We start from the raw sequence: 12,995 nt of genomic DNA, 5'->3' as shown, positions 1-12,995 counted from the left end.
TATCCACCGCCGCGTAGGATTGGCGAGACATGACCAACCGATACGCCACCCCGGCCTTCACCCGCCCGGCACTCGCCCCCGGCATCCTCGGAGCGATCGCCCTTCTGGCCTTCATCGCCGTGGTCGGCGACAGCGGATGGTTCACGATCGCCCGCTTCGTGGTGAGCATCCTGGCGCTCATCATGTGCGTCTTCGCCTGGCAGGCGAAGCAGTGGTGGTGGCTCCCGCTGCTCGGCGCGATCGCCGTGCTGTGGAACCCGGTGCTGCCGATCGACCTGCCCGTGATCGCCTGGCAGATCGCCCACATCCTCGCCGCGGCCGTCTTCGTGGCGAGTGGACTGTTCATCAAGGTGAATCGCGTAGACTGAGAGGGCAACGGGGAAACCCGCTCTTCGTGCCGACCGTGACTCCAGTCGCGTTGCTCGGCCCAGGCTCCCGTGCGAACTGTTCGCAAGTCGAGTGACGACACCGATCCGGTGTCCGGCATCCGACCGGCCGCGTGGTCTCCGGCGAAGACGAGACCCCGCCCATACTCCACAGGAGAACGATGTCAAGGTCCGGCAATCGCCGAACACGCAGTGCAGACAACACTGGTCTCATCCCGATCCTCGCCCGCAAGGTGCGAGAGGTCGAGGCCGCGGCTCAGCGGGGCAAAGTCGCCCCGGCGAACCGCACCAAGTTCCTCGTCGTCGCGCTGCTCATGCGCGAAGAGCGTGCGTCGATCAAGACGGATGCCGCCCTCGGCGACTCCGAGCGCTCCGAGCAGTTGAAGCGGCTCGACGGCATCGCCTCGATCCTCGCCCGCACCGCGGCGCGCGACACCTCGCTGATCGCACTGCTCGAGAACGACGCGGCGCTCTCGCCCGCGGCCAAGAAGCTGCGGCGGGAGTACCTCGAAGACGCCGGCTACGACGTTCCCGACGACGAGCCCGACGTGCCGGCCCCCTCGGCCACCGTCGTGCCACCAGAGCTCGCCGAGCGCCAGGTGGTGCCGCTGTCGGTGAAGTCGCGTCAGCTCGCCAACCCGTTCATGGCCCCCGACCTCACGCCCGCGAAACCGCACGGCGTCGGCCGGCTGAGCAACTGGGAGCTCCTCGGCCCGCTCTACCGCGCGTTCGAATACGGCGCCGGCGGCAACGCGGCCAGCATGGAGCTGCCCGAGGCGCCGACCATCGACCGCCTGTCGCCTCCCGGCCACGAGCTCATGGTGCACCAGTCGCGATTCCTGCAGAGTGTGCAGGCCGGGCACCGCACGTTCCTGCTGGCCGACGAACCCGGTCTCGGAAAGACGGCCCAGTCGCTGCTGGCCGCATCCGTCGCCGACGCCTACCCGCTGCTCGCCGTCGTGCCCAACGTCGTGAAGATGAACTGGGCCCGCGAGGTCGAGATCTGGACCCCGCACCGCCGCGCCACCGTCGTGCACGGCGACGGCGACACGCTCGACGCCTTCGCCGACGTGGTGATCGTCAACTACGAGGTGCTCGACCGGCACCTCTCCTGGCTCGGCACGCTCGGGTTCCGCGGCATGGTGGTCGACGAGGCGCACTTCATCAAGAACATGTCGTCGTTGCGATCGCGCAACGTGCTCGCGCTGGCCGACCGCATCCGCCGCACCGCGCCCGGCGGCAACCCGCTCATGATGGCCCTCACCGGCACCCCGCTCATCAACGACGTCGACGACTTCCGGGCCATCTGGCAGTTCCTCGGCTGGATCGACGGCACCAAGCCCACCCCCGTGCTGATGGAGCGCCTCGAAGAAGTGGGCCTCACGCCCGCCGACACCGGCTTCTTCGCCGAGGCGCGCGAGGCCGTCATCGACATGGGCATCGTGCGCCGGCGCAAGATCGACGTGGCCGCCGACCTGCCGGCCAAGCGCATCGTCGACCTGCCGGTCGAGCTCGACGACGACCTCGGGCGCTCCATCCGCGAGGCCGAGCGCGAGCTCGGCGCCCGGCTCGTCACGCGCTATCGCCGCCTGATCGCCGCTCGCGCCAAGTCGCGCGGCGACGAGCTCGACGACATCCCCGACGACGACCTCATGCGCCTCGTCGCCCGCCAGGAACTCGAAGACACCAAGGCCACCGAAGACGGCCTCAACGTGTTCACCATGGTGCGCCAGATCGGCACGGCAAAGGCCGGCCTCGCGGCCGACTACACGGCGCAGCTGGCCCGCTCGGTGGGCAAGGTGGTGTTCTTCGCCAAGCACATCGACGTGATGGATGCCGCCGAAGACCTGTTCGCCCGCCGCGAGCTGAAGACGGTCTCGATCCGCGGCGATCAGTCGGCCACGCTGCGCCAGCGCGAGATCGACGCCTTCAACAACGATCCGGATGTCTCGGTCGCCGTGTGCTCGCTCACCGCCGCCGGTGTCGGCCTCAACCTGCAGGCCGCGTCGAATGTGGTGCTCGCCGAGCTCTCGTGGACCGCCGCCGAGCAGACCCAGGCCATCGACCGCGTGCACCGCATCGGCCAGGAGGAGCCCGTCACCGCCTGGCGCATCATCGCCGCGCAGACGATCGACACCCGCATCGCCGAGCTCATCGACTCGAAGCAGGGTCTGGCGGCCCGCGCCCTCGACGGCTCCGATGTCGAGATCGGCTCCACCGACAGCGTGCAGCTCGACGCCCTCGTCAGCCTCCTGCGCAGCGCTCTCGACGCCTGACGCTCGCTGCCGAACCGGCTCAGACGCCTCAACCGGCTAATTTTTCGACCGCCATCCACACGGGCGCGCTCGACCCGAGAAAATTATCCCGATCCGAGTCCATCCACCATGTGTACACTGTCCACATGACCCGGATGCCGCTGCCGCACCCCGTGGGGCCCCTCGACCACACCTTCACCGCCCCCATAGGGGTCGACGTGAAGGGCGCTGCTCGGCAAGGCCGTGGCGACGACGTCACCGTGCACCTCACCGAGCGGCTCAGCTAGCGCCGTCGCCCGCCCGCCCGAGCACATCGAGCACCCACGCGTAGTCGAACGCCACCTCGCGCCAGCGCGCATACCGCCCCGACACCCCGCCGTGGCCCGCACTCATCTCGGTCTTGAGCAGCACCGGCGCCCCGACCTCGCGCAGCCGCGCCGTCCACTTGGCCGGCTCGACGTAGAGCACGCGGGTGTCGTTCAGGCTGGTCACGGCCAGGATGCGCGGGTAGTGCTGATCGGTCACGTTCTCATAGGGCGAGTACGACTTCATGTAGGCGTAGACCTCCGCGGAGTGAAGCGGATCGCCCCACTCGTCCCACTCGATCACCGTCAACGGCAGTGACGGGTCGAGGATCGAGGTGAGCGCGTCGACGAACGGCACCTGCGCCACGATGCCCGCGAACAGGTGCGGCGCGATGTTGGCGACCGCGCCCATCAGCAGGCCGCCCGCACTGCCGCCCTGGGCCACGAGGCGGTCGGGCGCCGTGAAGCCGAGCTCGATCACGCGTTCGGCGCAAGCGACGAAGTCGGTGAACGTGTTGCGCTTGGTGAGGGTCTTGCCGTTCTCGTACCAGTGCCGGCCGAGCTCCCCGCCACCTCGCACGTGGGCGATCGCGAACGCGACACCGCGGTCGAGCAACGACAGCCGGGCCACCGAGAAGCTCGGGTCGATGGATGCCTCGTAGGAGCCGTAGCCGTAGAGCAGCAACGGCGCCGGCGACCCGGCGTCGAGCACGCCGCGCCGCGCGACGACCGAGATCGGAACCCGGGTGCCGCCGGCCGCCGTGGCCCACTCGCGCCGCTGCTCGTAGTCGGCCGGGTCGTAGCCGCCGAGCACGGGCTGCTGCTTCAGCAGGGTCGAGGTGCCGGTGCTGACGTCGTAGTCGAACACCGACGAGGGCGTCACGAACGAGGTGTAGCCGTATCGGATGGTCGGCTGCAGCCACTCGGGGTTGCCCGAGGTACCCACCGAGAACAGCGGCTCGTCGAACGCGACCTCCACGAAGCCCGATCCGTCGATCGACGTGCTCGAGGGGTCGAGCCGCAGCACGCCGATGCGGGTGAGGCCGTCGCGCCGGTAGTCGAGCGTGAGATGGCCGGCGAACGCCTCGACGTCTTCGAGGCGCACGGCCGGGTCGTGCGCCAGCACGGTCGTCCAGCCCGCGCGGTCGGCGGGGCGGGAGGGGTCGGCCGCGAGCAGCTCGAAGTTCTCGGCGCCGTCGTTGTGCAGGATGAGCAGCGTGTCGACACCGCCGACGACGGCGTGCTCGACCGAGTACTCGACACCCTCGCGCCGCGGCCAGACCACCTCGAAGGAGGCATCCGGGTCGGTCGTGTCGAGCAGGTGCACCTCGCTCGTGATCTTCGAGCCGACCGCGATCTCGAGGTACTTCTTGCTGCGGGTGAGGCCCACGCCCACCCAGAAACGCTCGTCGGGCTCGGTGAACACGCTCTGATCGGCGGATGACTCGGTGCCCACCTCGTGCCGCCAGATGGTGTCGGGGCGCCACGCGTCGTCGACCGTGGGGTAGTAGATGCTCGCCCCGTCGCCCGAGAAGACGGCGCCGGGGAAGGTGTCGGCCACGATGTCGGGCAGGTCGTCGCCCGTGCGCAGATCGCGGATGCGGAGCGTGTAGCGCTCGTCGCCGAGGGTGTCGACCGCATAGGCGAGCAGGTTGCCGTCGGGGCTCACGTCGAACGACCCGAGCGAGTAGAACTCGTGGCCGTCGGCCTGCACGTTGTCGTCGAGCACGACCTGCTCGCCCGGCACCTCGGTGCCCGGCGCGAGGTCGGGCGGCGTCCAGTCGTCGTCGCCCGTGATCGGCGCGCGGCAGTGCACGCCGTACTGCGACCCCTCCGCCGTGCGGGTGTAATACCAGTAGCGTCCGTCGCGCACCGGCACCGACAGGTCGGTCTCGAGGGTGCGCGACTTGATCTCGTCGAACAGGCGTTCGCGCAGCGCGGCCAGGTGTTCGGTGGCGGCATCCGTGTAGGCGTTCTCGGCCTCGAGATAGGCGATGACCTCGGGATCGTCTTTGTCGCGCAGCCATTCGAAGTGGTCGACGACGACGTCGCCGTGGTGAACGCGTTCGGTCGGCACCTTGCGCGCCACGGGAGGAAGAGCATCCATTGTTCCAGCGTAGAGCGGAGCAGCGGATGCGTCGTCGAGCCTGGCGGAGTTGACCCCGACCGGGGTGGGTGTCATTATCGTGACGGCTCCTGTTCGGGCCACCCCACGTGCATGAATTCCCGATGAATGGTCGGCGTGCGCGCCGCATGCGACATTCAGGAGAAGGCACGGGTGGATCTGACCGTCATCGTCGTGCTCGTGATCGCCCTGGCGTTGTTCTTCGACTTCACCAACGGGTTCCACGACACCGCGAACGCCATGGCGACGCCGATCGCCACGGGGGCGCTGAAGCCCAAGGTGGCCGTCGCGCTGGCCGCCGCGCTCAACCTCGTGGGCGCGTTCCTCAGCACCGAAGTGGCGAAGACCATTTCGAACGGGCTGATCAAAGAGGGCGACGGCGGCGTGCAGATCCTGCCGGAGATGATCTTCGCCGGGCTGATCGGCGCGATCGTCTGGAACCTCGTGACCTGGCTCTTCGGCCTGCCGTCGAGCTCGTCGCACGCCCTGTTCGGCGGCCTGATCGGCGCCGCGATCGTCGGCGCCGGGTTCGGGGTGGTCGACTACAGCGTGCTGGTGAGCAAGGTCATCCTGCCCGCCCTGATCGCCCCGGTGGTGGCGGGCATCGTGGCGTTCACGGCCACCCGTCTCGCCTACGCGATCACCCGGATGCCCGCCTCCAGCGCGCAGTCCGGCGTGCGCGGGCGGTTCCGCTACGGCCAGATCTTCTCATCGTCGCTCGTCGCCCTCGCGCACGGCACGAACGACGCCCAGAAGACGATGGGTGTCATCACCCTGATGCTGATCTCCGCGGGCCTGCAGGATTCCGGCACGGGGCCGCAGATCTGGGTGATCGTCACCTGCGCCGTCGCCATCGCCCTCGGCACCTACATGGGCGGGTGGCGCATCATCCGCACGCTCGGCGCCGGGCTCACCGACGTCAAGCCCGCCCAGGGCTTCGCGGCCGAGACCAGCACGGCGGCGACCATCCTGGCCTCGAGCCACTTGGGCTTCGCCCTCTCGACCACCCAGGTCGCGTCGGGTTCGGTGATCGGGTCGGGACTCGGCCGCAAGGGCTCGTCGGTGCGCTGGCGCACCGCCGGCCGCATCGGCCTCGGCTGGACGTTCACCCTGCCGGCCTCGGCCGTCGTGGGCGCGCTGGCGGCTCTCGTGGCGGGCATCGGCGTGGCCGGCATCGTGATCGACCTCGTGCTGGGGCTCGCCGTCATCATCACGATCTTCGTGCTCTCGCGCCGCAACCGCGTCGACTCGAGCAACGCCATCAGCGAGGTCGACGCCGCCGGCATCGCCGTGCGCAGCCCCAAAGCCACCCGACGCAAGAGGAAGGCCGCCCGATGATCGACTGGGGTGCATTCCTCGTGGTGGCCGTGGCGTCGCTGGTGTCGACCGCGGTCGTCGTGAGCCTCTACTCGTTCGGCCTGCGCTTCCGCGGGCTCACGCACGTCGACGCCAAGACGGGGGAGCAGGTGCGCCCCGCCTACGCCACCGTGCTGTCGTATGCCTGCTTCGGGTTGAGCGCGTGCGCGGTGCTCTACGGCATCTACCTGATCGTGCCGTTCTTCCACCGCTGACGGCACCCTCCTACGATGGGCTCATGACGCTGGAAGCCACCGAGCCCGCCGAAGCAACCGCCCTGTCCGTCGTGCCCCGGCTGCGCGAGAGCTTCGAGCGCGGCGTGACCCGGTCGTATCGCTGGCGGGTGCAGCAGCTCACCGCCCTGCGGTCGCTGCTCGACGAGAACGCGGCGGCGATCGAAGACGCCCTGTTCCACGACCTCGGCAAGAATCCGGCCGAGTCGCAGCTGACCGAGGTGGGCATCGTGCTGAGCGAGATCGACCACACGCTCAGCCACCTGCGGTCATGGCTGCGACCGCGCCGCGTGGCGGTGCCGCTCGCGATCGCGCCGGCCACGGCGTCGACGATGCTCGAACCGCTCGGCGTGGTGCTCGTCATCGCCCCCTGGAACTACCCGGTGCAACTGCTGCTCGCCCCGGTGGTCGGCGCGCTGGCGGCCGGCAACGCGGTGGTGCTCAAGCCGAGCGAACTGGCGCCCGCGACATCCGCTCTGCTCGCCTCGCTCATCGAGCGCTACCTCGACCCCCGCGCCGTCGCGGTGGTGGAGGGCGGGGTGCCCGAGACCACCGCCCTGCTGGCCGAGCGCTTCGACCACATCTTCTACACCGGCAACGGCGCGGTCGGGCGCATCGTGATGACCGCGGCGGCCAAGCACCTGACCCCCGTGACGCTCGAGCTCGGCGGCAAGTCGCCGGTCTACGTCGACGATACGGTCGACCTCGCCGCAGCGGCCCGCCGGATCGCCTGGGGCAAGTTCATGAACGCCGGCCAGACCTGCGTGGCGCCCGACTACCTGCTCGCCACCCGCCAGGTCGCCGACCGCCTCGTGCCGCACCTGATCGACGCCATCGCCGAGCTCTACGACGGCGATCCACGCACGAGCTCGAGCTACGGCCGCATCGTCAACGACCACCACTTCGGCCGCCTGACCTCGCTGCTGGCGGGGCAGAACGTGCTCGCCGGGGGCCGCACCGACGCGCGCACGCGCTACATCGCGCCCACCGTGCTCGGCGACGTCTCGCGTGACGCCGACGTGATGCAGCAGGAGATCTTCGGGCCGATCCTGCCCATCGTGCCCGTCGACGGCCTCGACGACGCGATCGCCTTCATCCGCAGCGGTGAGAAGCCGCTCGCGCTCTACGCGTTCACCACCTCGAAGACCGCGGCCCGGCGCATCCTCACCGAGACCTCCTCGGGCGCCGTCGGCTTCGGCGTGCCGGTGGCCCATCTCACGGTTCCCGGCCTGCCGTTCGGCGGCGTCGGCGAGAGCGGAATGGGCAACTACCACGGCCGTCGCAGCATCGAGACGTTCAGCCATCAGAAGGCGGTGCTCTCGAAGCGGCTCGCGCCCGACACGCTGAAACTGGTCTATCCGCCCTTCACCGAGAAGAAGGACGGCTTCATCCGAGGGTTGCTGCGCCGGCTGAGCTGACCCGGAGGGGTAGAGTCGATGCCGTCAAGCCACAAGCGACACGACAGAAGCAATGGAGCTCCACCCGTGACAATCTCACCGGCGTCCGCAGAACGAACGCACAACACCCCCCGCCTCGACGACGAGGCATCCACCCACGACGATCCCGGCGCCACGCGCCTCGAGACCGACAGCCTCGGCAGCATCGAGATTCCGGATGCCGCCTACTGGGGCATCCACACGGCTCGCGCCCTCGAGAACTTCCCGATCAGCCGCCGGCCGATCTCGGTCTATCCCGACCTGATCAACGCTCTCGCCATCGTGAAGCAGGCCGCCGCACGCGCCAACCGCGAGATCGGTGTGCTCGACGCCCGCAAGGCCGACTGGATCGAGGCCGCGTGCGAGCGCATCCGGGCCGGCGACTTCCACGACCAGTTCGTGGTGGGTGTCATCCAGGGCGGCGCCGGCACCTCGACCAACATGAACGCCAACGAAGTCATCGCCAACATCGCGCTGGTCGAGCACGGCTACGCCAAGGGCTCCTACGACGTGCTGCATCCGCTCGACGACGTCAACCGCAGCCAGAGCACCAACGACGTCTACCCGACCGCCGTGAAGCTCGCGATGTGTTTCTCGCTCGACCGCCTGATGGCTGAGCACGAACTGCTGCGCGACTCGTTCGCCGAGAAGGGCCGAGAGTTCGCCCACGTGCTGAAGGTGGGCCGCACCCAGCTGCAGGACGCCGTGCCGATGACCCTCGGCCAGGAGTTCCACGGCTTCGCCACCACCCTCACCGAAGACCTCGAGCGCATGCGGCACACGCTTCCGCTGCTCTGGGAGATCAACCTCGGCGCCACGGCGATCGGCACGGGCATCACCGCCGACCCAGCCTACGCCGCGACGGTGTGCCGCCACCTGCGCGAGCTCACGGGCTTCGAGCACGTCACGGCCGCCGATCTGGTCGAGGCCACGAGCGACGCGGGCGTGTTCATGACACTCTCGGGCGTGCTGAAGCGCTCGGCCATCAAGCTGTCGAAGATCTGCAACGACCTGCGCCTGCTCTCGAGCGGCCCGCAGGCCGGGTTCGGCGAGATCAACCTGCCGCCCCGGCAGGCCGGCTCGAGCATCATGCCGGGCAAGGTCAACCCCGTCGTCCCCGAGGTCGTCAACCAGGTCGCGTTCGCGGTGGCCGGCGCCGACGTCACGGTCACGATGGCGGCCGAGGGCGGTCAGCTGCAGCTCAACGCCTTCGAGCCCGTGATCGCCCACTCGCTGCTGCAGAGTCTCGCCTGGATGACCGGCGGATGCCGCACCCTGCGCGTCAACTGCGTCGACGGCATCACCGCCAACCTCGACCGGCTCGACACGATGGTGTCGTCGTCGGTGGGCGTGGTCACGGCGCTCACGCCCTACATCGGCTACGCGGCGGCATCCGCTCTGGCGAAGGCCGCCCTGCTGACGCATCGAAACATCGCCGACCTCGTGGTGGAGGCCGAACTGATGAGCCGCGAGCGCGTGATGAAGCTCATCTCGCCCGCGCGCCTGTCGGGAATCGAGGCCATCACGTCGTCGATCCCCATCATCGAGCCGCCGGTTTCGTAGGATCGGAGGATGGTCGTCGTCGCCTCCTCCTCCGTCTCCCCGTCCGTCGTGGTCGATCTGCTCCGTGAGGAGCTCGGCGACCGGGTGGTCACCGACCCCGCCGTGCTCGACGCGCTGCGCACCGACAAGTCGGGCTGGTGGTCGGCCGACCCGGCCATCGCGCTCGTCGAGGCGCGGGAGGTCGGCGACGTGCAGACCGCCGTGCGCATCGCCCATCGGCACGGGGTGGCGATCGTGCCGCGCGGAGCCGGAACGGGTCTGGCCGGGGGAGCCACGTCGACGGCCGGATGCATCGTGCTGAGCCTTCTGCAGATGAACCGCATCCTCGAGATCTCGCTCCACGACGAGCTCGCGGTCGTGGAGCCCGGGGTCATCAACCAGGCGCTCAGCGACACGCTCGCCCCGCACGGCTACGTGTTCTCACCCGACCCGGCGAGCAAGGCCATCTCGACCATCGGCGGCAACATCGCCAACAACGCGGGTGGGCTGCTCTGCGCGAAGTACGGGGTGACCCGTGAGGCCATCCTCGGTCTCACGGTCGTGCTGCCCGACGGTTCGCTGCTCGAGACCGGGCGCCGCACCGTGAAGGGCGTCACCGGCTACGACCTCACGGCGCTGTTCACCGGCTCCGAGGGCACGCTCGGCGTGGTCGTGCAGGCGACCGTGCGCATCCGGCCCATTCCCGAGGGCCCGGTGGCCACGATCGGGGCGTTCTTCTCCGACGTCACCGCCGCGGCTGCCGCGTGCGCCGCGGTCACCGCCGCGCGCGTGCGGCCGGCCGTGATGGAGCTCATGGACGCGGCATCCGTGGCCTCGGTCGACCGCTACCTCGGCACCCCGTCGGTGCAGCCGGGCGCCGCCTACGTGCTCGTGCAGACCGACACGCTCTCGGCCGAGGCCGAGGCCGCGCAGATCGCCTCGATCCTCGACACGAACGGGGCCTTGCAGGTCGAGCTGTCGACGGATCCCGCCGCCGGTGAAGCGCTGCTGGCGTTCCGTCGCGCGTTCCACCCGTCGCTCGAGGCGCTGGGTGAGGTGCTGGTCGAAGACGTGTGCGTGCCGCGGTCGAACCTGGCGGCGATGTTCGCCGAGATCGAGCGCATCAGCGTGGCCTACGGCATCGCCATCCCGACCGTCTCGCACGCCGGCGACGGCAACCTCCACCCGAACTTCGTGATCTCGCGCGCTGCGGTGGAAGACTCGGATGCCGCCGCCGATGCCGCCCCGACCGACCAGCTCGGGGTTCCCGACGTCGTGTGGCAGGCGGCCGACGAACTGTTCCAGGCGAGCGTGCGCCTCGGCGGAACGCTCACCGGCGAGCACGGCGTGGGGGTGCTCAAGCGGCGCTGGCTCGAGAACGAGCTCGGCACGGCCGGCCTCGATCTGCAGCGGCGCATCAAGGCAGTGTTCGACCCGACCGGCATCATGAATCCGGGCAAGGTGTATTGAGGCTCGGCCGACCGACGCCCGGTGGGTTACGCTGGGCGTGACCTGACGTGAGGAATCCTCTTGACTCTCTTCGACCCTGAGCGCGGTGCCGGATCGCGCGGTGCCGGATCGCCTGGTGCGGGATCGCCTGGCGCCGGTGCTCCTGGTGCCGGATCACCTGACGCCGGTTCGGCCGGTGTCGCCGCGCCGCTCGCCCCGCCGCCCGCTGCCGGCGCGCTGCCGCCCGTGCCGGTGGTCACGCCCGGCACCCGCGCCGAGAGCACGAGCACGGCCACGCTCGTGCTCGCCATCGTGGGCATCATCGTGCTGGGCTTCGTGTTCCTGGCCGTGATCGGCTATCTCGTGCTCGGCCTCGGGCCCGTCGCCTTCGTGATCTGCGCCCTGCTCGCGCTCGTGCCGCTCGCCGTGGTGATCACCGCGATCACCCTGATCGACCGGTGGGAGCCCGAGCCGCGGCCCGCCCTGTGGTTCGCCTTCCTCTGGGGCGCGGCGGCATCCGTGGCCATCGCCCTCATCGTCGACTTCAGTGTGCAGCTGATCGTGGCGGCCGCGAGCGACAGTCAGAACACCTCCAGCGACCTCTGGGCGTCGGTGGTGCAGGCACCGGTGGTCGAAGAAGGGGCGAAGGCCGCCGGCATCCTGATTCTGCTGCTGTTCTTCCGCAAGCAGTTCGACGGGCCGATCGACGGGCTCGTCTACGGCGCCACCGTCGCCGCAGGCTTCGCCTTCACCGAGAACATCCTCTACTTCGGTCAGTCGCTGATCGAGTCGGGCGGGGTGGGGCTCGGGTTCACCTTCGTGCTGCGGGGCATCATGTCGCCCTTCGCGCACGTGATGTTCACGGCCTGCACGGGCGTGGCCCTGGGCTTCGCGGTGCGCCGGCGCAGCTGGCTCGCCGGTCTCGGCATCTTCGTGGTGGGACTGGCTCTCGCGATGGGACTGCATGCGCTGTGGAACGCGTCGGCGTTCTTCGCCGAAGGGCTCGACGGCTTCTTCGCGGTGTACTTCATCGTGCAGGTGCCGCTGTTCGCCCTCGCGGTGGTGTTCGTGGTGCTGCTGCGCCGATCCGAGGTGCGAGTCACCCGGGCGCGGCTCTCCGAATACGCGGCGGCCGGCTGGTTCACGCCCGCCGAGGTCGACATGCTCTCGTCGGGGCGGGCGCGCCGTCAGGCGGTGCGCTGGGCCCGCAGTCTTCCCGGCAACGGGGCGGCCGCCATGAAGGCCTACACGAAGCACGCCACCCGGCTGGCGTTCGTGCGGCAGCGGATGCTGACCGGCCGCGCCGGCATCGCTCCGAAGCACGACGAGGCCGCACTTCTCGACGCGCTGCTCGGCGATCGGGTGGCGCTGGCCGCGGCATCCGCACCGCCGGCGGCTTTTTGACCTGACCCGCCGCGTGGGATTGGATGGAGGCATGACAGATTCCAACGGCACCAAGCCCGAAATCGAATTCCCCGAAGGCCCGGCTCCCACCGAGCTCGAGATCGTCGACATCGTCGAGGGCACCGGCGCGGAAGCCACGCCGGGCGCGACCGTCGAGGTGCACTACCTCGGCGTCGAGTACGACACCGGCGAGGAGTTCGACTCCTCGTGGAACCGCGGCGAGACCATCACCTTCCCGCTCAACGGCCTGATCGCCGGCTGGCAGGAAGGCATCCCCGGCATGAAGGCCGGCGGCCGCCGCAAGCTGACCATCCCGCCCGCCCTCGCTTACGGCCCCGCCGGCAGCGGCCACTTCCTGGCCGGCAAGACCCTCATCTTCGTGATTGATCTGGTGAACGTTCCGTAGGTCGGCTTCGCCCCGACAGCCCGCCGGGGATGATCGGAAGCGGCGGCGTGTACGTCGCTTCCGATCGTGCGGGCGGCCAGCACGAAGGCGCGATCAGC

The 12,995-nt window shown here is 69.7% G+C and carries 11 protein-coding genes; 10 read left to right on the top strand and 1 reads right to left on the bottom strand.

Annotated features, from left to right (window positions below):
• Positions 1 to 29 precede the first annotated feature (29 nt).
• The 3 genes from N1032_RS09380 (at position 30) to N1032_RS09370 (ending at position 2,928) form a co-directional block, all read left to right on the top strand.
• Positions 30 to 368, top strand: coding sequence for a DUF6804 family protein (locus N1032_RS09380; protein ID WP_259538799.1), 339 nt, complete (start codon positions 30 to 32; stop codon positions 366 to 368).
• A gap of 179 nt (positions 369 to 547) precedes the next feature.
• Entirely contained in the window at positions 548 to 2,662 is a 2,115-nt protein-coding gene (locus N1032_RS09375) for a DEAD/DEAH box helicase (protein WP_259538797.1), read from the top strand.
• 125 nt (positions 2,663 to 2,787) lie between these two features.
• Complete coding sequence (locus N1032_RS09370; RefSeq protein WP_259538796.1) at positions 2,788 to 2,928, top strand: hypothetical protein; 141 nt, start codon at positions 2,788 to 2,790, stop codon at positions 2,926 to 2,928.
• Here N1032_RS09370 and N1032_RS09365 read toward each other — a convergent pair.
• Positions 2,921 to 5,053, bottom strand: coding sequence for a S9 family peptidase (locus tag N1032_RS09365; RefSeq protein ID WP_259539171.1), 2,133 nt, complete (start codon positions 5,051 to 5,053; stop codon positions 2,921 to 2,923). The two genes, N1032_RS09370 and N1032_RS09365, sit on opposite strands and share 8 nt — an antisense overlap.
• A gap of 171 nt (positions 5,054 to 5,224) precedes the next feature.
• Between N1032_RS09365 and N1032_RS09360 the strand changes: the two genes are divergently transcribed.
• The 7 genes from N1032_RS09360 to N1032_RS09330 are packed head-to-tail and all read left to right on the top strand — an operon-like array spanning position 5,225 to position 12,897.
• Complete coding sequence (locus tag N1032_RS09360) at positions 5,225 to 6,409, top strand: inorganic phosphate transporter (protein ID WP_310795937.1); 1,185 nt, start codon at positions 5,225 to 5,227, stop codon at positions 6,407 to 6,409.
• On the top strand, positions 6,406 to 6,642 hold the full coding sequence (locus tag N1032_RS09355; protein WP_259538794.1) for a hypothetical protein: 237 nt from the start codon (positions 6,406 to 6,408) through the stop codon (positions 6,640 to 6,642). Before N1032_RS09360 ends, N1032_RS09355 begins: the two co-directional genes overlap by 4 nt.
• A gap of 23 nt (positions 6,643 to 6,665) precedes the next feature.
• The gene (locus tag N1032_RS09350) at positions 6,666 to 8,078 is read left to right on the top strand and encodes an aldehyde dehydrogenase family protein (RefSeq protein WP_259538793.1); all 1,413 of its coding nucleotides are present in this window, start codon (positions 6,666 to 6,668) and stop codon (positions 8,076 to 8,078) included.
• 18 nt (positions 8,079 to 8,096) lie between these two features.
• Complete coding sequence (locus N1032_RS09345) at positions 8,097 to 9,659, top strand: aspartate ammonia-lyase (protein WP_407933019.1); 1,563 nt, start codon at positions 8,097 to 8,099, stop codon at positions 9,657 to 9,659.
• Positions 9,660 to 9,668: 9 nt separating this feature from the next.
• Positions 9,669 to 11,108, top strand: coding sequence for an FAD-binding oxidoreductase (locus N1032_RS09340; protein ID WP_259538790.1), 1,440 nt, complete (start codon positions 9,669 to 9,671; stop codon positions 11,106 to 11,108).
• 60 nt (positions 11,109 to 11,168) lie between these two features.
• Positions 11,169 to 12,491, top strand: a complete 1,323-nt coding sequence (locus N1032_RS09335; RefSeq protein WP_259538789.1) for a PrsW family intramembrane metalloprotease — start codon at positions 11,169 to 11,171, stop codon at positions 12,489 to 12,491.
• Between the two features lie 31 nt (positions 12,492 to 12,522).
• The gene (locus N1032_RS09330) at positions 12,523 to 12,897 is read left to right on the top strand and encodes an FKBP-type peptidyl-prolyl cis-trans isomerase (protein WP_259538788.1); all 375 of its coding nucleotides are present in this window, start codon (positions 12,523 to 12,525) and stop codon (positions 12,895 to 12,897) included.
• Positions 12,898 to 12,995 lie beyond the last annotated feature (98 nt).

This window comes from Herbiconiux daphne (assembly GCF_024979295.1).
In the GTDB taxonomy this organism is placed as follows: Bacteria; Actinomycetota; Actinomycetes; order Actinomycetales; family Microbacteriaceae; genus Herbiconiux; species Herbiconiux daphnes.
The sequence above is the reverse complement of the archived record's forward strand: the minus strand, read 5'-3'. Positions and strand labels throughout refer to the sequence as shown.